General features: G+C 64.3%; 17 protein-coding genes. 9 read left to right on the forward strand and 8 right to left on the reverse strand.

Annotated features, from left to right (window positions below; translation table 11 throughout):
* Window positions 1-88: 88 nt before the first annotated feature.
* The 4 genes from THSYN_RS06685 to THSYN_RS06700 all read right to left on the reverse strand — a co-directional run bounded on the left by THSYN_RS06685 (window position 89) and on the right by THSYN_RS06700 (window position 2,972).
* Window positions 89-934, reverse strand: coding sequence for a hypothetical protein (locus tag THSYN_RS06685; protein ID WP_100918445.1), 846 nt, complete (start codon window positions 932-934; stop codon window positions 89-91).
* 272 nt (window positions 935-1,206) lie between these two features.
* Window positions 1,207-2,217: an IS1 family transposase gene (locus THSYN_RS06690; RefSeq protein WP_100917404.1), complete on the reverse strand. Its 1,011-nt coding sequence runs from the start codon at window positions 2,215-2,217 to the stop codon at window positions 1,207-1,209.
* A 195-nt stretch (window positions 2,218-2,412) separates the two neighbouring features.
* A complete protein-coding gene (locus THSYN_RS37200; RefSeq protein ID WP_100918446.1) occupies window positions 2,413-2,535 on the reverse strand; it encodes a helix-turn-helix domain-containing protein in 123 nt (40 codons plus the stop codon).
* Window positions 2,517-2,972 (reverse strand): AraC family transcriptional regulator ligand-binding domain-containing protein, encoded by a 456-nt coding sequence (locus THSYN_RS06700; RefSeq protein ID WP_100918447.1) that lies wholly within the window; start codon window positions 2,970-2,972, stop codon window positions 2,517-2,519. The genes THSYN_RS37200 and THSYN_RS06700 overlap by 19 nt, the downstream gene beginning before the upstream one ends.
* 538 nt (window positions 2,973-3,510) lie before the next feature.
* Here THSYN_RS06700 and THSYN_RS06705 point away from each other — a divergent pair.
* From THSYN_RS06705 to THSYN_RS06730, 6 genes are all read left to right on the forward strand, one after another.
* On the forward strand, window positions 3,511-7,887 hold the full coding sequence (locus THSYN_RS06705; protein ID WP_100918448.1) for a response regulator: 4,377 nt from the start codon (window positions 3,511-3,513) through the stop codon (window positions 7,885-7,887).
* 21 nt (window positions 7,888-7,908) lie between these two features.
* Window positions 7,909-8,913: a response regulator gene (locus THSYN_RS06710; protein ID WP_100922324.1), complete on the forward strand. Its 1,005-nt coding sequence runs from the start codon at window positions 7,909-7,911 to the stop codon at window positions 8,911-8,913.
* A gap of 170 nt (window positions 8,914-9,083) precedes the next feature.
* Window positions 9,084-9,743 carry an adenylate kinase gene (gene adk, locus THSYN_RS06715; RefSeq protein ID WP_100922325.1) on the forward strand — a complete coding sequence of 220 codons (660 nt, stop codon included), beginning with the start codon at window positions 9,084-9,086 and terminating at the stop codon, window positions 9,741-9,743.
* A gap of 160 nt (window positions 9,744-9,903) precedes the next feature.
* Entirely contained in the window at window positions 9,904-10,305 is a 402-nt protein-coding gene (gene trxA, locus THSYN_RS06720) for a thioredoxin (RefSeq protein ID WP_100918449.1), read from the forward strand.
* A 149-nt stretch (window positions 10,306-10,454) separates the two neighbouring features.
* Window positions 10,455-11,021 (forward strand): DUF1249 domain-containing protein, encoded by a 567-nt coding sequence (locus THSYN_RS06725; protein WP_100918450.1) that lies wholly within the window; start codon window positions 10,455-10,457, stop codon window positions 11,019-11,021.
* 147 nt (window positions 11,022-11,168) lie between these two features.
* Complete coding sequence (locus THSYN_RS06730; protein ID WP_100918451.1) at window positions 11,169-11,651, forward strand: hypothetical protein; 483 nt, start codon at window positions 11,169-11,171, stop codon at window positions 11,649-11,651.
* 39 nt (window positions 11,652-11,690) lie between these two features.
* Here the strand turns inward: THSYN_RS06730 and istB are convergent, their stop codons facing one another.
* From istB to THSYN_RS06745, 3 genes are read right to left on the reverse strand one after another with little or no spacing between them, the layout of a single operon-like run.
* Entirely contained in the window at window positions 11,691-12,437 is a 747-nt protein-coding gene (gene istB, locus THSYN_RS06735; protein WP_100918452.1) for an IS21-like element helper ATPase IstB, read from the reverse strand.
* A 5-nt stretch (window positions 12,438-12,442) separates the two neighbouring features.
* Window positions 12,443-13,897 (reverse strand): IS21 family transposase, encoded by a 1,455-nt coding sequence (istA, locus tag THSYN_RS06740; RefSeq protein ID WP_100918453.1) that lies wholly within the window; start codon window positions 13,895-13,897, stop codon window positions 12,443-12,445.
* Window positions 13,894-14,259, reverse strand: a complete 366-nt coding sequence (locus THSYN_RS06745; protein ID WP_100918454.1) for a hypothetical protein — start codon at window positions 14,257-14,259, stop codon at window positions 13,894-13,896. The genes istA and THSYN_RS06745 overlap by 4 nt, the downstream gene beginning before the upstream one ends.
* A 772-nt stretch (window positions 14,260-15,031) precedes the next feature.
* On the opposite strand from THSYN_RS06745, the gene THSYN_RS06750 reads away from it, so the two are divergent.
* From THSYN_RS06750 to THSYN_RS06760, 3 genes are all read left to right on the forward strand, one after another.
* A complete protein-coding gene (locus THSYN_RS06750) occupies window positions 15,032-17,071 on the forward strand; it encodes an EAL domain-containing response regulator (protein WP_100918455.1) in 2,040 nt (679 codons plus the stop codon).
* A 150-nt stretch (window positions 17,072-17,221) separates the two neighbouring features.
* Entirely contained in the window at window positions 17,222-17,455 is a 234-nt protein-coding gene (locus tag THSYN_RS06755; RefSeq protein WP_100918456.1) for a hypothetical protein, read from the forward strand.
* Entirely contained in the window at window positions 17,448-17,852 is a 405-nt protein-coding gene (locus THSYN_RS06760) for a type II toxin-antitoxin system VapC family toxin (RefSeq protein ID WP_100918457.1), read from the forward strand. Before THSYN_RS06755 ends, THSYN_RS06760 begins: the two co-directional genes overlap by 8 nt.
* Before the next feature lie 479 nt (window positions 17,853-18,331).
* Here THSYN_RS06760 and THSYN_RS06765 read toward each other — a convergent pair whose 3' ends face one another.
* On the reverse strand, window positions 18,332-22,678 hold the full coding sequence (locus THSYN_RS06765) for a hypothetical protein (protein ID WP_157817501.1): 4,347 nt from the start codon (window positions 22,676-22,678) through the stop codon (window positions 18,332-18,334).
* Window positions 22,679-22,740: the final 62 nt, after the last annotated feature.

The following is a 22,740-nucleotide window of genomic DNA, read 5'->3' on the forward strand; positions in this document are numbered from 1 at the left end:
CAGGTTGGCGTTGGGCGGGTCCGCCTGTTCTTGACTCGTTACTCAGCCAGTCGGGCTGGGCTGGGCCGCAACAGGCGGCGGCGTGCCATTACCAGCGGATGCTGACCCCCAGGCCCGGCCCGGAGAGTGTCAGCTTCGCGTCATTGCCGGTGAAGTCATACCCGAGGGCGCGCCAGGCCAGGGTGACGGCGCCCCAATCGAAGCGATACCCCAGACCCAGGAGGGCCTGCCAGGTCCAGTTCGAGGTGCCGGCCCCGATGTCCGCGTAATAGGGTACGAACCAGTGGCCGCCCGCGAAGCGGACCTCGCCGCGGGCGCCGACGATTCCGTCCCACACCTGCCGGTCCATGGCTGCCTGGTGGTTGCGCAGGTAGCGCCCCTGCGCGTCCTGCAGGGACAGGGTGAGGTCGCTGCTGAGGTCGAGGAAACGCGCCCCCGCTACCAGGTCCAGGCCCCAACTGTCATTGTCGACCACCGCGTAACCGCCGCCCAGGGTGACGATGGTGGTGCTCATGTCGGTCGCGGCATTGAGGGCGATCTGGCCAGACAGGTTGCCGCGCGGGCCGGTGACCCGGCGCACTCGCGTGGTCTGGCTGGCCAGGTCCGTGTACATCAGGTCGCCATAGATCAGCCAGGGGCCCTTGCGTGCCTCGGCCATCAGCATCACGGCCATCTGCAGGTTGCTCAGGTAGCTGTCCGGGCGGATGGTGCCGCTGACATCGACCGGTCGCGCCGTGCGACCGCCGGGTCCGGGCAGTCCGCTGACCACGGTATCGACGGTGCCCGAGATCGCCGGAAACCAGAGATAGGGCACCAGGTTGAAATGCCAACCGCCGTCGTCCGCCGGGGCCGCATGGGCGGACGCCGCCGCGGCCAGCAGTCCCAGGGCCGCGAGCGCCGGGGCGCGCGAGTATGTCAGTCGCTTGTTTATCATCTGTCCACCGCCTCTCTCGGGTCGCGCCGAACGGGTGCGGACCGGGCGCCGGGGGACCCATCCCCAACACCCTGGCTCGCAGTCCCATGCGCAACTTTTTGTTGTTTGAGTCAACCAAAGGTCTGAGCAGGCCGGGTCACGCGCCTGGCCCAGCGGGGCAGTCGCTCGGCCGGTGGATGCAGTCCGGCCTTGCTCGGCAATAATCTATCCTTGATCACCGCAGGCACTGGTTCAGTTTGGTTCTTCCTTATCCTTATGTTTTTGTAGTATTTTTATAACCTGGGCTGTCGAACTCTAAGGACCTCATCCCACGAGAGTCCCTGCTGGAGAATCCCCAGAGCCACCGCAGGAACCTGTTTTGTCGTGAAGTGGCTGCGAATAAAGTTATGGACAATCCACAACATATCCAATGTTCTTTGCAAACCAGAAATGCTCTTCGCGTACGTATTCGTTCGGCGGCGATAAGCAGAATTCTTTCGCCGAAATGAAGCGTTCGATGCTTCCAAATGATTAGCATGAATATCGGCTGGCGTCACATCTTGATCGGTTTCTGGATGCTCCGGATGAGGGGTTTCGTATTTGGGACGCGAGTGCCCCGTTCTATCAGTTCCTTTCCCTTTATTCTTAAGGCGCACCTTCACACCGCGACGAAGCACTTTCGGTGGGCGGCCGCGTTTTCCGGTTCGCAATACTTCGTGGCAAATTTCAAACAGGAGATTGCCATACCGACGTTCCCCGTCGGTGACTAGAGTGACATCGCCAGTACGCAGGATGACATCTCTAAGTATTTGTATGGCATATGAAAATAGGCTGCGATCCTTTTTCCCGCACTGAAGCGCCCAGATAAATCGACTTGCCCTTTCCATCAGTACGATCGTCCAGCCTTCACAATCCTCCGGGGGGACATTCCTATTCACTTTCGTATAAAGCTCATCACCTTCGATCAGTTGCTCAATAAAGGTGTGCGTCAGGGCATATATGACCAGCACATCCTTGCAATCGGCCAGGCGACGCTCCCATAGGAGCAACGTATTCTTCGCAATCGCGAAGGCCCGGCAGGCGGCGTTCAAGCCGATCCCCTCAGTGCGCGTTTTGAGCACTTGAATGATGAAGCTGGTCGGTTTCCTGAGCCCCTCGATAAGGGTGGCTTTGGTCTCGGAAAAGAGCCTATTGCAACTTTGACATCGCCACAGCAAACGCGTACCGTTATGACCGGTTTGATACGTCTTGTGATGCCGACAATTCTGTGAATTGCAATGAGGGCATGTCCATTGTCCGTTCAAGAAGTTCTCACTTATTCAAAAAGTGACGGAAACCCGCGCCGAACTAGATATATTACATATATTTCAATGTCTTGTAAACAGGAATTAAACTGAACCAGTGCCTCACCGCATCGCCGATTGACATTTCGCGACATTTTTCGGCGCTCGGCGCCTGGGGGCCGCCGGGCGACCATGGGGGTTGCCCCGCGGCTGGGATCAGAGGTGCCGGTGCCCGGTGCGCCAGACGGCGGGGCAGGTCCCGGACCAGCGGCGAAAGGCGCGCGAGAAGGCCGATTCGTCCGCGTAGCCAAGGGTGAGGGCTAGCTCCAGCAGTGACAATGGGCTGTCGCGTTGTAGACGATCGCGACCGCGCCGTCAGAGATCTGAGCGGTTGCGGGTACATCCGGCAGATGGATGACATACCCGAGGATGGCCGTGTCATCGTGCTCCCACAGCATCGGTACGGCGCCCTGGTCGTGCAGGTGCAGGTATCTCATCATGGTGCGCAGTCCGCTGCCCAGATCTGGCGCGTTGCGGACCAGTGGGGCCACCTGGCCCAATGCGTCCAGACCCGCTCGCCGACCGATCAGGAGTCCCAGATGGGGACAGGCCGCGAGCGTCGCGCAGTGGGCGAGCAGGCGGCCCAGGTCCCGAAAGGGAATGGTGTTTTCCGCGTCGTCGAAGAGGCGCGGGTCAATGCCGGCCGCGGTGATGACGGGGCCCGCGGCGAGCCCCATCTCCGTCAGCAGGTCCGGCAGCAGGAGTAAGGGGGCCATCCGCAGGGACCCCTCCTCGACCAGGGCCAGACCCGCGTGGCGCTCCGGCTTCAGTGTCTACCCCTGGTATCCTGTCGCCGCGCGTACGACGGGCTCTGGTCGGCCCCGCCGCCGGCGCCGGGATGGGGGGCTTGGCCCGGCGCATCCCGACCACGCGGGGTCTGCCCACCCGGTGCGAAAATCGCATCAACCGGCATATCGCTGGTCTCGCTGAGTTGACATTGGACCACTCGCCAAGGTAGCCATCGAAGGCGATTTTCCAAGGGGCTTGTGGCACACTCGAACGTTATTTATCCGGCCGCAGCCTGCCGGCGGGCATGACGGCGTAAGATACCTTTGTCGCGCTATTTCGGACCATCGCAACCATGGACCCCGCCCCATTACTGCACGCCGATGCCGTCGGCCATGACGCCTCGCCCCGCCCCCTGGTGCGGTCGCGGCTGGCGTCGGTGATCCGTGGGGCAGCCCGGCGCCTCAGGCCTTGGCCGCGGTGTGTTCCGGTATCTGCCGGCGACGCCGCTGCTCCCCGGTCCTGGTCATGAACGCCGGAGTGCCGGCCCCGCGGTTGATTGGCCTCCGGCGGCGGCTGCTGCTCGCCGGGGTGGCCGTGTTGGTGGGCACGGCCATCGGCGTCGCGGCGCTCGCCTTCTATCGGGCTCAACTCCAACAATCGCGGCAAGATATCGACGATGACCTCGTCACGATCAACGCACTCAAGGCCGATCAGCTCGTGGCCTGGCGGGCGGAGCGCAAGGGCGATGCCGGGGTACTGGCGGACAGCCCGCTGCTGATCGATGCGATCGTCCGTTGGCGGGCGGACCCGGGGTCCGCCGCGGCCGCCGCACCACTGCTCACGCACTTCCGCAGCCTCCAACACCGCTACGGCTACCAGGACATCGTCCTGGTGGCGCCGGACGGGCGGATCGACTTGAGTCTGACCGGCGTCGGCGGCGCCATGATGGATGAGGACGGCGCCGGGTTGGCTGTGGCGCTGCGCGCGCGCCAACCGATCCTGACCGAGTTGCATACCAGCCCGGTGCGGCCGTTCCCGCATCTGAGCGTCATCGCCCCGCTGTTCCAATCCGCCGGTGCAGACGCCATCCCGCTCGGGGCGATCCAGTTGCGGATCGACGCGCGCGCATCACTCTATCCGCTGCTGGTCACCGAGGCGGACAGCACGCGGTTCTTCGCCGCCGGCCGACAGCGCGCGCTGCTCAACCTGGCCCTGCTGCTGACGGTGGTGTGCGCCCTGGTCGTCATTGGCGCCGCCCTTTGGCAGCGTCGGGAGAAGGCCCAACATCGGACCGCCGAGCAGGTGCTGCGCACCGAGATCGAGTCACGCCGCGTTCGGGAGCGCGAGATCGAACGCATCAGTCGACTCTATGACGCGCTGGGGCAGGTGAACCAAACGCTGTTGCGCAGCACGACCCGCGAGCAGGTCTTCGCCTCGATCTGCAACATCCTGATCGAGACCAGCCATTTCGCCATGGCCTGGGTCGGTTGGGTCGACCAGGCGACGCAACGCGTCGTGCCGGTCGCCTCCTTCGGCGATGACGCGGGTTATCTGGACCAGATCGAGATCTACGCCGACGACGGGCCGCGTGGTCAGGGTCCCACGGGTACGGCCATTCGTGAGGAGCGGGTCTACGTCTGTCAGGATTTCTGCGCCGATCCGCACACCCTGCCCTGGCGCGAGGCGGCAGCGCGGGCCGGTTGGGCCGGCTCGGTCAGCCTGCCGATCCATTTCGCCGGGCGCGCCAGCGGAGCCCTGACCCTCTACGCCCGACAGCCCGGCGTGTTCGGGGATGCGGAGGTCGGCCTGCTGGAGCAGGCGGCGGCGAATGTGTCCTTCGCCCTGGATGCGCTCGCGGGCGAGCAACAACGCCGGCGTGCGGAGCTTGAGCTCAAGCAGGCGGCGGACCGCTATACGACGATGCTCAACACCACCAATGACACCTTCTGGCTGGTGGACATCGCGACCGGGCGGCTCCTGGACGTGAATGAGGCCGCGTTGGAGATGAGCGGCTACTCCCGGGAGGAACTGCTCGGCATGCATCTCACGGATCTGGACGTCGCGCATCGCGAGGTGGATGTCGCCAACCGCAGCGAACACATCTTGGCCCAGGGGTCTGACCTCTTCGAGACGCGGCACCGCACCCGGGACGGTCGCATCATCGATGTCGAGGTCAGCACCACGCCGGATGCCGATTCGCGAACCTTCGTGGCCTTTCTGCGCGACATCACGGAGCGCAAACGGGTGGAGCGCGAGATCCTCGCGCTCAACGCCGAACTGGAGCAACGGGTCGCCGGGCGCACCGCGGAACTGGCAGCCACCAACGAGGAATTGCGCGCGATCTTCGACGCCGCGAGCGTGGGCATCGTCCTGATGCGTGAGCGCACCATCCTGCGCTGCAACCGCAAGCTGGAGGAGATCTTCGGTTATGCCCCCGGCGAGTTCGACGGGGCGCCGACCCGTCTGTGGTATCCGGACGAGGCCAGCTATGTCCTGGGGGGCACACCGGTCTATACGCAGATGGCGGAAGGCGGGCTGCACCAGCGCGAACAGCAGCTCGTCAAGAAGGACGGTACCCGCTTCTGGGCGCGGCTGCGGGGCCAGGTGCTCGATCCACAGCAGCCGGCCAAGGGCGCGCTGGGCGTCATCGAAGATATTACGCAAGAGCGCGAGTCCTATGAGCGCCTGCGTCAGGCCAAGGAGGCGGCGGAGGTGGCGACGCGTGCCAAGTCCCGGTTCCTGGCCAACATGAGCCACGAGATTCGCACGCCGCTGAACGCCATCCTGGGGATGACGCACCTGTTGCGCCAGGAGGACCCGGACCCGAACCGTCAGGAGCGACTGGACAAGATCGCCACCGCCTCCCGGCACCTGCTGCAGCTCATCAACGACATCCTCGACCTGGCCAAGATCGAAGAGCAGAAGCTGGTGCTGGAGCAGACCGAACTGGCCCTGGACCCGGTGCTGCGCCAGGTCTGCGCCCTGGTCGGGGAAAAGGCATACGCCAAGCAGCTCGAACTGGTCGTGGACTTGGACCCGGCGTTGGAAGGCGCGGAGCCCCTGCGCGGCGACCCGACCCGACTGACCCAGGTATTGCTGAATTTTCTCGGCAACGCGGTCAAGTTCACCGAGCGCGGCGCGATCCGGTTGCGGGTGCGGATCGAGGAGGACCGCCCCGACGACCAACTCTTCCGCTTCGAGATCCAGGACACCGGCATCGGCATTGCCGCCGATCAGCTCGGGCGCCTCTTCGATGCCTTCGAGCAGGCTGACAGCTCCACCACGCGCCGCTATGGTGGTACCGGTCTGGGGCTGGCCATCAACCGGCGGCTTGCCGAGTTGATGGGCGGTGAGATCGGCGTCACCAGCCAACTCGGGGTCGGCAGCACCTTCTGGTTCACCGCCCGGCTCGGCAAGATCGCCGGGGCGGTGCGTCGCCCGCCGCGCCCCATCGATGTGCGAGGCTGGCGGGCGCTGGTGGTGGACGACCAGCCCGAGGCGCGGGAGGTGCTGGCCGCCATACTCACCGCCTGGGGGGTCGCGGTGACGGCCCTCGACTCCGGGGAGGGCGCACTGGAGATCATGAAGGCCGCGGCCGCGCGCTACGACCTGGTCCTGCTGGACTGGTGCATGCCGGGGCTGGACGGCATCGAGACCGCGCGGCGCATCGCCGCCTTGCCGCTGGTCCAGCAGCCCATCCGTCTGCTGCTCGTCACCGCCTATGACGGTGCAAACCTGCGGGAGGACGCGCGTGGCGCCGGTGTGGCCAGCGTGCTGATCAAGCCAGTCACCCCTTCGCACCTGTATGAGGTATTGAGCCGGGTCCTGGGAGACCTCACTGTGGGCGCGCCGCCGACCGACCTCAGCGCGTCCGATGCCGCCGCGACCCTGGGCGGGAACTGGCGCGGCGCCCGCGTGCTCCTGGCCGAGGACGATTACATCAATCAGGAGGTTGGCCGTGGGCTGTTGGAGGCCGTCGGTCTGGAGGTCGATATCGCCAACGACGGGGCCGAGGCCTTCACGATGGCCCAGCGCACGGACTATGCCCTGATCCTGATGGACATGCAGATGCCCGAAGTGGACGGCCTGGCGGCGACGCGCGCGATCCGGGCCGTCCCGGCCGGACACCGCGTGCCGATCGTCGCCATGACAGCCAATGCCTTCGCCGAGGACCGCGACCGTTGCCTGGCCGCGGGGATGAACGATTTCGTCTCCAAACCGGTCGATCCGCCGGCGCTCTATGCCACCCTGCTGCATTGGTTGTCGCAGACAATACGGCAGCCTGGCCCCGTCCCGCCTCCGCAGCCAGAGGTACGGGCGGGGGCGTTGGACCTGGAACCTGGGCGGCGCAACTTCGGTGACGCCGCGCTCTATCAGCGGCTACTCGAACGCTTTATCGAGTCTTACCCTGATTCCGGGCAGGTGATTGCCGGCCTGCTGGTCCATGGCGAGCAGGCCGCGGCCGCGGCGCTGGCCCACAAGCTCAAGGGTGCGGCCAGTGCCTTGGCGCTGACCGAGGTGGCACGTGTCGCCGCGGCGATCGAGCAAGCGATCAACGCGGGGCAGGCACCGCAGCAGGGCCTGATCAGTTTGCAGGAGGCGCTGGCGGCGGTCATCGCGGCACGCGTGCCGGCCCCGAGTGCGCCGCAGGAAAAGGGTACCGTGCCACCCGCGCCGATCGATCCGGCCGTCGCCAGCCGCCTGTTGCACGACCTGTTGCGGGCGCTGGATCGCGACAATCCAGACCACGCCGAGCCCATCCTGGCCGCGCTCGGGCCCTTGCTGCCGGCCGCGGGGGTGCGCCGGCTACGTGACTTGGTGGATGCATTCGACTTCCGTGCCGCCGAGGCGCAGGTGCGTCTGGCCGCGGCCGCGCTGGGGATCGTCCTCGATCAAACTTGAGTGACCACAGGCACCGACACGATGAACACTGCACCCCTCTTGTGCGTCGATGACGAGCCGGCCAACCTGACTTTGCTGCGTGAGACCCTGAAAGACGACTACTCCCTGGTCTTTGCGCGGAGCGGGGTCGACAGCCTGCGGGCTGTCGAGAAACACCACCCGTCGCTGATTTTGCTCGACGTGCAGTTGCCGGATATGGACGGCTACAGGGTCTGCCGTCAACTCAAGGCGGCGCCCGAGACCAGGGACATCCCGGTGATCTTCGTCACCGGCCAGACGCGTGAAGAGGACGAACAGGCCGGTTTCGATGCGGGCGGTGTCGACTACCTGACCAAGCCGGTGCGCCCCGCGATCGTCAAGGCGCGGGTGCGGGCGCATCTGTCGCTGGTGAGCGCGAACCGGCTCGAACAGGCCTATCGCGATGCCATCTATATGCTCGGCGAGGCGGGGCACCACAATGATTCGGATACCGGGATGCACATCTGGCGCATGGCCGCCTACAGCCGGGCACTGGCCAGGGCGGCGGGGTGGGGGCCGGAGCGCTGCGCACTGCTCGAGTTGGCGGCTGCGATGCACGATACCGGCAAGATCGGCATTCCGACGCCGATCCTGACGAAGCCGGGGAAGTTGGACGCGAGCGAATGGGAGGTCATGAAGACCCATGCGCAGATCGGATACGAGATCCTGAGCCGCAGCCAGGCGCCGGTATTCCAGTTGGCCGCGGAGATTGCACTCTGCCACCACGAAAAATGGGACGGCAGCGGTTACCCCCGGGGGCTCGCGGGTACCGCTATCCCCGAATCGGCGCGCATCATCGCCCTGGCCGATGTGTTCGACGCCCTCTCGATGACCAGGCCCTACAAGCAACCCTGGCCGCTCGCACAGATCCTCAAGCTGTTGGAAGAGGGCGCCGGGCACCATTTCGACCCGCGGTTGGTGCGTCTGTTGATCGCTATCCTGCCGGAAATCCTGGAGATCGGCCGCCAGTGGGATGCCCGGGGCAGGGCGAGCGCGCATGAACCTTGAGCCGAACACAACCTTAGCTGCGGTCGTTATGGTGGCGTTTGCAGGCAGTCGGCCACTTGAAAAGGTGGCGTGGAAGGCGATTTTTCAAGGGGCTTGTGGCACACTTGGGCATCGATTATCCGGCCGCCCCGGCCGCGTCCCCCATCCTACCTGACCAAGAGGCGATATCCATGCGCGTGATCCTGCTCGGCGGCCCCGGGGCCGGCAAAGGTACCCAGGCCGGCTTCATCAAGGAGCACTTCGGCATCCCCCAGATCTCCACCGGCGACATGCTGCGCGCCCACGTCAAGCAAGGCACCGAGCTTGGGAAGGCGGCGAAGAAGATCATGGACGCGGGCGGTCTGGTCTCCGACGACATCATCATGGGGATGGTGAAGGCGCGCATCACCGACCCCGATTGCCGGGCCGGCTATCTCTTCGACGGCTTCCCGCGCACCCTGCCGCAGGCCGATGCCCTGAAGGCGGCGGGCGTCTTCGTGGACGCGGTGGTCGAGATCGAGGTGCCGGACGAGGAGATCATCCGCCGGATGTCCGGCCGCTGGGGCCACGCGCCCTCGGGCCGCACCTACCATGTGGTCTTCAACCCGCCCAAGACCGCGGGTTGCGACGACGAGACCGGCGAGCCCCTGACCCAGCGCGAGGACGACAAGGAAGAGACCGTCAAGGCCCGCCTCAAGGTCTATCACGACCAGACCGAGCCCCTGATCCACTACTACTCATCCTGGGCCGAGCAGGGCGGTGAGGGTGCCCCCAAGTATCTCAAGATTCATGGCATCGGTGCCGTCGAGGCGATTCGTGCCCAAATCATCGGTCAGCTCGAGTCGCTCTGAGCCGACGGGCCCTGGTGCCTAAAAAACCGGGTGAAGGCCCGGTTTTTTTGTTGTGTGATCTTAATGTAATACACTGATTCCCCTTGAAGTCAGCTAGGAAGCTGCGGCCCCCGGGGGATTCTGTTACCATCAGTCAAACACGTTAGTACAGGTGATTCCCATGGCAGTGGTGGAACTCGATAAGGTCGGCTTCGAGGCCGCGATCCGTGACAATGACTTCGTGATCGTGGACTTTTGGGCCCCCTGGTGTGGTCCCTGTCGCTCCTTCGCACCGGTCTACGACAAGGTCTCCGCCGACTTCGGCGACATCGTCTTCGCCAAGGTCAATACCGAAGACGAGCAGGAAATCGCCGCCCATTTCCAGATCCGATCCATCCCCACCCTGATGATCTTTCGTGAACAGATCGTCATCTATGCCCAGGCGGGGGCGCTGCCGGAGGGGCGCTTTCGCGACCTCGTCAGCAAGGCCCAAGAACTCGACATGGCGGAAGAAAAGCGCAAGATCGCCGCCCGGCAGGCGAGCGCCGGCCCCGACGGCGCGCCGCCGTCCGGCCACGGCTGAGGGCGTGGGGCCCGCCCCTGCGGTGGGCCCGACGCCATGACCCTGATGACCGACCGCCGCTGCCCCTGCCGAGCCGACCCGCCGTCGGCCGCCGTGCTTGCGCTGCGTCGCCCTGAGTGTGCGGGCACGGCGTCCGCCGCGCGCTAGCGATGCAACTCGCCGGCTGCCCCCCCCGGTATCACCGCGACCTGATTGGTCTTGCGTTCGGGCGTCCCACGGTGGGCGACCTGATGACCCTGTGCGAGGAGAACTTTGTCCTCCTGTGCCGACTCGCCCCGCACCTGAAGGACCAGCGCGGGCTCGCGGTTTCCCGGCGCAAGGGCAGCGTCGACCTGTTCCTGCGGGTCGAGGAGCACTCCCGATACACCAGCCTGATCAGGCTCACCCACCTCTTTTCAGCCGCCGACGGCGTCGGCGAGCCGGGTCCGGGGGGCGGCGACGATGGCCGCGGCGAACTGGCCGGGCCGCGCGCCGACCCCGATGCGCGTCTGCGGATCTACCACGATGCCCGCCAGGTGGAGGTGCTCGACCTGCGCCAGACCGTCCTGCCCCTCTGCGCGGACTACCAACGCCCGGCCCTGGAGGCCAAGTGGCGGGTGAACCTGTTCCTCGGCAAGTGGCTGACCTTTTGTCTGCGCCAGGGGCACCGCTTCGGCCCCGACGGCGCCGTGGTGCCGCTGCCGCAGGGTGGCGACCTGATCGACACCCTGACCTGAGCAGGACCGCGCCGGTGGGGGTCGCCGCGGCGGTTGCCACACGTTTTGTTGTTGTTTGAGAAAGGGGGGCAGGACCGCCCCAGGGCTGGTGTGGTCCTGACGGTGTGGGGGTGCGGCCCTAATGGAGCTACCATGGAAATCAATAGTATGAACGCACAGACCCAGGTCCCGTCCGCGCGTGGAAGCGTCCTGCTGCTCTCCACTGATGTCGCCCTGGTCGCGGCCATGGATCCGCATTTCACCGGATTCGGGCTGGACCTGGCGGTTTTTGACACACCCGCGCAACTGGGCCGCCGGGTCCAGGACCAGGGCGGCCCCGGCGGGGGACGGCCCCCGTCGCTGCTCGTCCTGGTGGACCTGCTGGCCTTCCCGCACGTCGAGGCCTTTGCGAGTCTTGGCGCCGACGCGCGCGCCGGGCACCCGGCGCGCCCGCCCCTGGTCTGTCTGGGTCAGCCCGAGAACCTGCGGCAACGCCTCGCGTCGCTGCGGGTGGGTGCGGCGGCCTGGCTCCCGCGTGTCGGCGCCACCGTGAAAGCGGTACAAAACAGCCGACAACAAAACGGACCACAAAAGGCATCGGCGGAACGATGGCGGGGCAAGAACAGGGTCGCCGCCGGTCACGCAGGGTGACTGGCGGCGGTCATGGGGGAGCGCTGGGGGGAGCGGGACTCAGGCGTCGGTCTGATCGCGCATGCGATAGCTGCGACCTTCGATGACCACGGACTCGGCATGATGGAGCAGCCGGTCGAGCAAGGCTGACGTCAGGGTACTATCGTTGTTGAAGATTTCCGGCCACTGCTTGAAGGCCCGGTTGGTGGTGATGACGGTGGAGCCGCGCTCATAGCGCTGGCTGATGACCTGGAACAGACCGTCGGCGCCGAACTTGTCGATCGGCAAGTAGCCTAGCTCATCGATCACGAGCAGTGTAGGTTTCAGCAACCGCGCCAGTTCCCGCTTGAGCCCGCCGGTGGCCTGGGCGGCGGCCAGGGCAGTGACGATATCGACCGCGCGGGTAAAGAGCACGGCGTGTCCTTGCAGGCAGGCGGTGTGCGCGAGGGCGATGGCCAGATGGGTCTTGCCCACGCCGACTCCGCCCAGCAGGATGACGTTGCCCTGTTGGGGCAGGAATTCCAAGCGGAAGAGGTGCTGCACCTGGGTGCGGTTGATCTTCTTTGGCCAACTCCAGTCGAAGCCATCCAGGGTCTTGAGGCCGGGCAAGTGGGCGGCCTTCACTCGCCGCGCTACCCGGGCCTCGTCGCGGCGGGCCGCCTCACCGGCGACCAGTTGTTCGAGAAAGTGGCCATGGGTCCAGGACTCGCGCGCCGCCTGCGCCACCAGGTCCGGATAGTGCTGGAGGAAATAGCGTAATTGCAGCCGTTCGAGTTGCTGCACCAGGACCTGCTCGGTGATCGACATGCTGCTTACCCCTCGCTCCCATAGGGCGATAAGTCCGGCGGCGGGAGTTCCAGGTCCAGGACATCCTGGCGCCGCAGCAATTGAAGCGGGCTGGGCGCTGGGAGTTGGCGGCCCCGCGCCTGGATCAGATGGGCGATGTACTCGCTACTGAAGGCCTCGAACGTCAGGGCATCGGCTAGGGCGCGGGCGACCGCCTCCTCGCCGTGGATGTCCGCCAGGGCCACGATTTTGCGCACGTGGGACAAGGCGTTGCCGCGCCGCTCCAGCAAGCCGGTGTGGTAGTTCGCCGCCAGCGGTGACAGGGCCAGGAACCGCTGGAGGACGTGGGCGTCCTGGGCATGGCGGCGTTGCGCCACCAGTGCTTTGGCATGATCGGGATCGGCGATATCGCGGTGCCGCTCGTAGGAGCGGACATGGCGGGCGATCAGCGCTTGATCGTGATACACACACAGGTAATCGGGATACGCCTTGAGCGTCACCTGAACGCCGGCAAAGCGCGCCGGCACCGAATAGCGGTTGGCCTCGAAGGTCACCCGGAACTGGCGATTGGCCCGCACCGCCAGGACCCGACCGACATCGAAGGGGCGCGGATTGACCGATTGCAGATGAGTCTGCTCTTCGGCCCACAGATCGACCGGCCGGCGCTGGGTTTCGCGGTGCAGTCGGACATTGGCCACCGTCTCCAGCCAGACCCGCAGCGCCGGGTTGAGGGCGGTAAAATCCGGTAACTCCAGGCCGTTGAGGAAGTTCGCTTTGACGTACCCCACGCCGCGCTCCACGCGCCCTTTCTCGTTGCCTTTGGCGACGTTACAGGCCACGACCTCGAAGCCGTAGTGCCGGGCGAAATCGAGATACCGGGGATTGAACCGGGGCGGCTCGCCGCGCACATGCGCCAGCACCGCGGTGCGCAGATTATCGACCATCACCTTCTGGGGTACGCCCAGAGCGTTGAAAGCGTTGATGTGCGCGGCCAGAAAGTGCTCCATGGTCTGGGCCAGGGTGAACTCCACGTACAGTTGCCGGCTGTAGGCCAGGACCATGACGAAGAAGGACAGGCGCCGACGCGTCTCCCCGACGGCGATGGTGCCCCATTCGCCCCAGTCGACCTGCGCCACCTCGCCGGGGGCAAAGGCCAAGGTCAGGAACGCCTCCCGCGGACGTGGGCGAATGGTGTGTACATACTCCTTGACGATGCTGATCCCACCGTCATACCCGGCCTCGCCGAGGCGCTGAAAGACCTGCTGGGCGCTGAGCGGATGGGCCTCGAGCCAACCGACGATGCGCCCTTTGAAGGGATCGAGCTTGCTGGGGCGTGCCGCGGTGGCCCGCTGCTCATAGGGGCGCGCCCGCCAGCGCCGCACGGTCTTGACGTTCAGCCCCAGGTCCCGGGCTATTTGCCGCGCCGTGAGGTGCTTGGCGTTGCCGTCGCGAATTGCACACCAGGTGGCGTAGTCGATCATGACCGCCGCTCCAAGACCGCGTGCAGTCGCTGGAGGTGGACGCTGGTCGGGACCGTCCCGGGGAGACTGAGCACCTGATAGAGCGGTGGCTCGAAGGCGATCAGATCCAGGGCGATCAACTCGCAGCGCGCCTGCGCCAGCCGGGGCGCCGGCAACCGCAGGCGCTGTGACAGGGTGGCGTCACTGTAATAGCTCAGGCCATGCACGTCGGCGACGCTGAGCAGAAACAGATACAGCGCCCAGGCGCACACGTCAGCCCGCTCGATGTAGTGCTCACGCACCAGGCGATGATCGAGCCAACTGAAGTGCTCGGGTACCTGGCGCAACCGGTCCGGGTTCAAGACCCGCTTGATGATGGTCATGCTCGCCTCCGCCGCGGATATCGTGGCCCAGTTGTATCAACCGGGTCAGCGCGGTGGCGATGTCCTCTTGTAACGCACTGTCCCACAGATGCGCGATTAAGCCAATCAGGACAGCAGGTTGAGTAGCCAAGATATCTTGTAACGGGGACCCTAAGACATCTTGTAACGGGGTGCCCAAGTGCTCCTGTAACGGTGCGTGCGCGGTGGGGTCCGGCGCGTGAGCAGCGCGCGGCGCGGCAGACACGGACGCGGCCGATGCCGGGATCGGCAGGGACGCGGTGACTGGGTCCGGGGCGGCGACTGCGGGCAACTGGGCGAGCGCGCCCGGCGCACGGGCGTTGCGCTGACTGTAGCCAGGATGGGCGTGCCGCCACGCCTGCACCCGGGCGACCGCGGCGGGACCGCAGTGGTAGTGGCGATTGTCCTCCTTGGACAGCCACTTGGCCTGGCTGGCGCGCTTACTGGCGGTCCGGCACGCCGCCTGCGAGCAGTAGCGCTGGTGACGGGCATTGCGCGCGTCCGGGGTGAAATTCTCGCCGCAATGCGCACACGTCCGCCCTTGTTCCCGCCCCATGTTGTGTCTCTCGCCAGATCACCGATCCAGCTATGACACGCGCGCGGAAGAAGACCGAAGAAGAGCCCACAGCAAGAAAACACCAGCCTGATTATTTCTTAACCAGGAAGAAGACGGGGAAGAAGAGCCGGTTTCAGGTCGGCAAGTTCCGACCGGTTTCAGGTCGGCCGCGACAGAGCTACCATGGAAATCAATAGTATGAACGCACAGACCCAGGTCCCGTCCGCGCGTGGAAGCGTCCTGCTGCTCTCCACTGATGTCGCCCTGGTCGCGGCCATGGATCCGCATTTCACCGGATTCGGGCTGGACCTGGCGGTTTTTGACACACCCGCGCAACTGGGCCGCCGGGTCCAGGACCAGGGCGGCCCCGGCGGGGGACGGCCCCCGTCGCTGCTCGTCCTGGTGGACCTGCTGGCCTTCCCGCACGTCGAGGCCTTTGCGAGTCTTGGCGCCGACGCGCGCGCCGGGCACCCGGCGCGCCCGCCCCTGGTCTGTCTGGGTCAGCCCGAGAACCTGCGGCAACGCCTCGCGTCGCTGCGGGTGGGTGCGGCGGCCTGGCTCCCGCGCGACCTGAACGCGGCGGACCTGGCGGCGCGGGCGGCGGCCCTGGTCGGGCCCGCCGATGGTGTCCCGGAGCGGGTCCTGGTGGTCGACGACCAGCCGGTATCCGCCCTCTTTGCCGCACGGGTCCTGGAGCAGGCCGGGATGATCGCGCAGCAGGTGTTCGATCCACTCCTGGCCCTGTCCGCCATGGACCGCTTCGCACCGGACCTGGTGCTCATGGACCTGCACATGCCTGGGGCCAGCGGGATCGAGTTGACCGCGGTGATCCGGGAACAGGAGCGCTACGCCGACCTGCCGATCCTCTTCCTGTCCGTGGAATTGGACCCGGCGCGGCAGTTGGATGCACTGCGCGTCGGCGGCGACGACTTCCTGGCCAAGCCGGTCCCGCCGCAACGCCTGGTCGCGTGCGTGCGGCAGCGCCTCGCGCGGGCGCGCCATCAGGCCCAGGTCCGCAAGACGGCGGTGACGGCGTCGCGCGGGCCGACTGGTTTGGTTGATCGGGAACGCCTGCTTGCCCGGCTCGATCGGCTGATCCATGCGCGCGCACGCGACTGGGGCCTGATCTATCTCGAACAGGCGGGGGATGCCGCGGCCCTGCACTGGCTGGCCGGGGCGGCGAGCGCGCGGGCCGGGGCGGGTGCCCTGGCGGCGCGGGTCGGCGAACACGGGGTGGCCGTGCTCGTGCGGCGCGCCGCCCCGAGCCCCTTGGGCGCCTTTGCCGAGGCCTTGGGACAGGGCGTCCGGGTGGACTTGCAGGCAGGTGCCGCCGCCGTAGCGCCGGCCTTCGGGGTCGGTTGGTGCGCGGTTGCGGCCGGGGGCGGGGAATCGGTGACCCTGGTTTCCCGGGCGCGCAAGGTCGCCCGCATCAGTCTGCACCGCCGCCAAGGCCGGGCCGAGGGCTACCAGCGGCCGAGCGCCGGGCCGCATAGCGTCGCGGCGCCCCATCCCGTGCTGGAGGCGATCACGGCCAGCCAATTCCACCTCCTCTTCCAACCCATGGTGCCGCTGCGCGGGACGGCGGCCCCGTGCTACGAGGCGACCCTGCGTCTGGCCATGCCCGACGGCGAACTGCTGGCCCCCGGCGCCTTCGTACCAGCGGCCCTGCAAGCAGGGCAGGCGCCCCAGGTCGACCGCTGGCTGCTCGCCACGGGACTCGACGCCCTGCGCGAGCGCCGTGTGGCGGGGCAGCCGGTGGTGCTGTTCCTGCACCAGTCCTTCGCGAGCGCGGCGGACGAGGGCTGGGTCGAGCGGGTGCGGGACGCCATCGTGGCCCGCAACCTCGTCCAATGTCGCCCCGTCATCCAGTGGCAGTTGGCCGAGGTGGAGCGCTACCTGGATCTGGCGGTGCGCCGGGCCGGCCAACTGGTGATCCTGGGGATACGCCCGTGTCTCAACGCCGTCACGGAAGAGGAGTCCAGCCTGCAGGTGCTCGAGCGCCTGCCGGTGTCCTTTGTGCGGTTCGCGCGTTCGGCCGACTGGCGACTCCCGCCCGAGCGCCTGCGCGCCCTGGTGCATCGCGCCCACGCCCGCCGCGCCCGGGTGATCGTCACCGGGGTCGAGGGTCCCGAGGCCATCGCCCCCCTGCACCGCGCCGGGGTCGACCTGATCCAGGGACCCTATATCCAGCCGCCCGGCGAGGCGATGGATTTTGATTTTACGGATGGGCAGGGATAAGTCCGGGACTGCTTGACGGCAGCGAGGAATGGCTGCTGGTCCGTATCGGGGTTCAACTTGCCCGCGCGCAGGCCGAACCTTTAAGGTCTAGGCCCGGTTCCCGATGGCGTAGACTTGGCCGGGAGACCTGAAGCCAGCGGAGTCCGCCCTATGCACGCGATCGAGTTTCAGACCACCGTCCACGACGGCATCCTCCAGATCCCGTTGGAGCACCAGCGGCAACTCAACGGCCGGGACCTGCGCGTCGTCGTGGTCGATACCCAGACCGAGGACGCGGGAGAGGCCGAGACCCTCTTCGCGCGCCTGCGCCGGGTGCGCATCGCCGGGCCGGCGGACCTGTCAATCGATCATGATTCCTATGTGATCGGCAATCAGGATGCTTGAACCGGTCTTTGTCGATACCGGGTATGTCCTGGCGCTGGTCAATGAGCATGAACAGCATCATGCCCAGGCCGTGCTGCTTGCGCAACGTTATGACCGCCACCCGGTCGTCGCCACCGATGCGGTCCTGCTTGAAATCGGCAATGCCCTGTCACGCCTTGCGCGCCCCGCCGCCGCGCAGATCATGGCAGACTTTCGCGAATCCGTGGGATCGACGGTGGTGCATTTGACCCCCGAACTGTTCGATGCCGCATTCGCACGGTACCAAGGCCATGCCGACAAGACCTGGGGGTTGGTCGACTGTGTCTCATTCGTCGTCATGCGCCGCATGGGGTTCAGGACCCTACTCGCATTCGACCAGCATTTCGTCCAGGCAGGTTTCGTGCTAGCCCGTCCCTGACGAGCCGATTATCACGTTACCAACGTAAAGTTCGTTGGAGTGCTTTCGCGAGTGACGTTACTGTCTTTTTTGTCGGAGTTGGTGCGCTACTGTAATCTGCTGCGACCATTCTTGTGTTTTTCAGCTTGGTTCCAATGGCAATGAGAAAAACCGGGGCTACCGGTGCGGTAGGCGCTCTGGTCTCTCTTACCATTATGATGGTGCATTGCGCCCATGTCCGCCGTGGCCGGGTGATCTGCACCGGCGTCGCGGGTTCCGAGGTCATCGCCCCCTGCGCCGCGCCGGGGTCGGCCTGATCCAGGGACCCTATATCCAGCCGCCGGGCGAGGCCATGGACTTCGACTTAGCGGAGGGGCAGGGTTAGGGGCGGTCGGCGGCGAGGAATACCTCGCCGCTTCGGGTGAGAGTTGGCGCTAAACCACTGGGGAATATGAAAGTCGTACACCTCTTCCCTTGTTCAGCGGGGAAGCACGGAAAGTTCAGCCCACGGCGGGTGCATTTGTCTTTTCTTCCCGTGAACTCAACTGGAACTCCGGCAGCGGACGGAAGGAGCCGTCCTGCTCGCGTGTTAAAGCCAACGCCGCAGATTCGGTCTCAAGCATGTAGGCGATTTCGTCTTCCGATACCACCCAGGGTCGCTTGTTCAGTTCTTTCGCGGCCTCGGCTTTGAGTTCCGCAACCGTGAAGGTCCTGCGTGTCGGTTTGTCCCCCGTGAACGCGCTTACGTGCTTGCGGCACGCGCGTAACTGCTGTCGTTTGAGGTCCATCACAAACCCATCCAATGCCGCCATCGCGGCTCCCAGCGGCCCGCCCTCGCTGCTGTCAAAGGGCGGGTCGACAAGACCCAGTGCCCGAATCTCTCGCCGCCGCGACCGGGCGTACCAGTCAGCCGAACCGCCCGAAGAATCGAGGTCGAAGCCGTAGACCTGCTCCAAGGCCATGCGGGCCGATTGGACGATATAAACGCCAGTGTATTCCTTCAGGGGGCCGCCTGCCAGTTGTACCTTCCGCATTTGATAAAGATCCCAACTCAGGGCAATGGCATCCGCCAGCCAGCGCCCCAAAACCCAGGCCAAAGCAATGGCTGTTCGTTCGCCTAGATCAAGATCGTCCCATGACCGCGGGACCCGTAGATGCGAGTTTACGGAATCTACCTGCTTCCTTAGCCAAGGGAACTCAGGCTTATCCTCCTTTCTATCCAGGATCGTCGTCGGTTCTTGCTTGCTGTGGAGAAAGCCGGCGAGAAAACTCGCAGATTCCTTATTGTCCTCCTTAGCAACACGCATTACATACGCTATGCGTGCTTTATTATGGCAGACAACCAGCTGCGGTCCACACTCCGCCAGAAGCCCTTTGGCGGCCGAAGACATCGATGTAGCAATATCCCCGACACCAACGTATGTACGCTCGTGGGACTTCAAAGCGTTGCGTAGGAACACTTGAATATCGACATCGGCCTTCTGGCTCTTCGTGAGGGCGGACTCAAGTGCAAGTCCAAGTGCCTCGTTCAAGATGTCCTTGGCACGCGACAGAGCCACATCTGCAGGCGAGGTCTGGGCCTCAAGGTGCTTCCACAGAGAGGACGCCAAGGTCTGTTCCTGATCTTGTGAACCAGCGAATGGTTGAAGACACTTGACTAAGGCATCCTTAATAGCGGGCCATTGAGGGACATGCCCATCCTTTAAGGGGCCGCAGTACCTGAGAATAACTTCTGTGATCAACGTGGCCCGCTTAGCCAGCTCGTTCTCGTTTTGCGCAATGCCGAGATCTTGCGTCGTCTTAGCAAGCTGTAGCCGAATGGTTTTCTCGAGAGACTCACGGTCTGCGAGTTCTTGCCACTCAAGGACGAACTGAAGGCTCTTGCACGCCTCGGGCAGCAATGATTCCAGCTTGTTCTTTGACACGAAACCGCTGAGCGCGCCTTGTTGGAACGGATTGTCTTTCCTTGGCGGGGGGCCTGCGTGAAGATTCAGAATCGCCTTGGCGGTTTCGGCGGTACGCTCCATTAGCACTCCATCCTCGAATACTGCATAGGCCACGCCGGTTCCTTCCTTGAGAACCAGGTGGATGCCTTCTTCTCCCGCTCGACTATTGGACTCCGAGGCAAGAATGTCCGCTTCACCGTCGTTGAGAACCGTAACTACGGCAGTTTCCAGTAGCGGGACATCCTTCGCAGATTGGGCGAAATCCAATTGATGGAGCTTATGCGGATTACCCTTTGCAATAAGCGTCTCATAATTAAGCTTGTCGCCCCGCAGGACGCCGCTCACACCAACCGGAACACCATCGGCTATGGGGCCAGGATAGGCGATACCGACTGCATGAAATCCCTTGGAATCCGTTTCCGAGCCTGAAGGGTCCGCAGGGACTGAAGAATCCTCGCCATCCGGTGGGTTCTTGATACGGTCGCGTACATGCCTGAATAATGCCTTGACTGTGTTGGCTACATCTGTTTCAGAGTCGGAATTTTCGAGATCAGACCAGAAAATTGGGTCCGGATTATCGCCCGATTCGGCGAGCGATTTTGGACTTGAAAGATTGCCGCCAATACTCGACCGCGAGTCGTAGGCCCAGTTGACCTCGAATAGATCATATTTTATCGAGGTTCCGCCGGCATCGATTCCAAGGATTCGCAATGTCTCGGGAAATAGCTCGGGGTCTTTACTGGCCTTTGCGTCGTTGCCGATGCCAATGTCCGGCGCCCAGAATTCCCATCCACAGCCAATATCCCGTGGAAGGGGAGCCCTGGGGACCGTGTTTCCTGCAGTGTCGCACTCTGCCCGACGGGCACGCACCTGTTCAGTATAAAGTCTCATCAGGGGGCCGCCGTTCTGTTTGAACGCGGCTGCGATAAGTTTCTTCCATTCCCTGGCGCGATCGTCATCGCAGAGGTAATCAAGCACCAAGCGGCGTGGGGCAAAGGACACCAAAATTCCGATCATCATCGCGGCGGCGTAGCGTGCGATGAGTGCATCAGGCTGTCGGTCGTATTCTTCACCCCAAATTTCGGAAAGGCTTGAATCCAGGGCAGCGACATCGCCGATCTTCGGAACGTAGTGCGGAAGCCATACGGTAAACTGCACGTCACCGGCGGCCTTTGCCGCGACAGTGCGAGGTTCCTGCCCAGTGATATGAAGGGCAATGAAGTCTCTAGGGCTGAAATCTCGGTAGGCGTGCAATATATGTCCGACAAGTGGCGACGGGAAATAATCGGGTCGCTTATTATGGGTTGAGTCTGCGTTGGAGTGAGTTGGGTTGTCACCCTGTTGACTGGATTCCTTCCAGCCGATCAGGTCGACATAGGCCAGGTGTTCCTTTCGCACCAGATCAAACAAGTCGGCGATCTTAAGCTTTAGCTCTAAGTCCTCAGGCGTGAGTTTGATCCTTTCTTTTTCCTGCTCTCGCTTTAAGTTCGCGATCTCATCGGCCAGCTTTCTAACATCGAACTTCGAGTCACTGGGGAGACCGAGGTTGCATCGGACTATATCGGCTAGCTTGGCAGGATCGCTGTCTCGGTCGTCTCCAGAGAAACGATAGCACAACACCTTGCCGGCTACTTGCTCAATTGTTGACTTGATAGGCGTTTCACTGGCGTGGGGGAGTCGGTCTTCCTCAGCGGTTGCGAAATGATCTTTGCCAGGTGCGCAGTTGTTCAGACCGGTAGCCTTAGAATCGAATAGCCGATTGTTCCAGACTCGCAGGGAGCCGACCCGAGGGAGGCAAAGGGTTAGGTGTTTAGGTGGTTCGCCGCTGGCCACTTCCGTATGACTACGAGTGAGTTCATCCACTGCATATTGTCGGATCTCTTTCCATAAGCCATCGTTGGCACGGTGCAAGTATCGCCCATAATGGATGTAAACCAGACCAGGCAACGAACCGGTGTGGTCGTCCGGGCGCTCGATCAGATAGTCGAAAAAACGTAAGGCTTGCGACTTAATTTGGGCGATCTGGTCGCGTTGCTCGGTTTGATGGTGTCGGGCTTGCAGACAAAGACTGTGCAGAATTAACGCCGCCGCAAGCCGTCGGCGGTGAGGGGAACCATCCGCCTGTGATGGTCGGTTGACGAAATTCGGCAAAAACTCAAACAGCGTGCGGGCGATTGCCTGGGCCGCCGCTTCCGCGATTTTATCCGCCGTCCCCTGACACCTGACGCTCTTGTCTGCTGACGTCGCATTCCCGTTCTCAAAAAAGAAGGCGAAGGTTTCTGTCGGGTCCTTCGTGTCTTTGCGGCTTGTTTGCCCTGATGGTTTTGAGTGATACGGCTTCGTATCCAGGGTCCAGGCGGTCCTGACGAGTGTCTGATGGGCCAGAATACCGGCGACGAATCGGCAATGATCCTCCGGATAGCCGGATTGGCGTAGCTCGTTATAGGCGCGCACCGCCGAGTGGATCTCCCAAAGACAGTCCTGAAACCACTCGCAATGGCTGTAGAGGATGGATTGCACTACCAGCAGCGCCGGCGACGTGACGGCGTAACTCCCTCGCACCCAGGCACCCATCGGTCTGAAGGCCGGATCGAGTCGCTCGCGCACGTCAGCGTGCTTTTTCCGCGTGAGAAAGCGCTCCAGTGCGGCGAGCATTGCGGTGGCCGTGCGGGTGAGACCGCCGCGGGTCTCACGATGGAGCCCGCGCAGGACCGGAGGTAGATCATCGAGATCGGCGCGTGCTACCGCCGCGAGAATCTGTCGTACCTGCTGGACAGCACGGTCCATGAGCAGGGCTCGGATAGTGTTGCTGCGGTCTTCTTCATGGTTCGGGCCTTGAGGACCGCCGGGGATGCGGATGTAGGGATCGAAGGCTCCGGCGCGGTCTGCTGCGTATTTCACGGGGGTTGACTCCGTCACGGGATCAAAGGACCAGAGCGGGGACAGGGCGTATCACGCCGTCC

The organism is Candidatus Thiodictyon syntrophicum, from assembly GCF_002813775.1.
Taxonomy (GTDB): Bacteria; Pseudomonadota; Gammaproteobacteria; order Chromatiales; family Chromatiaceae; genus Thiodictyon; species Thiodictyon syntrophicum.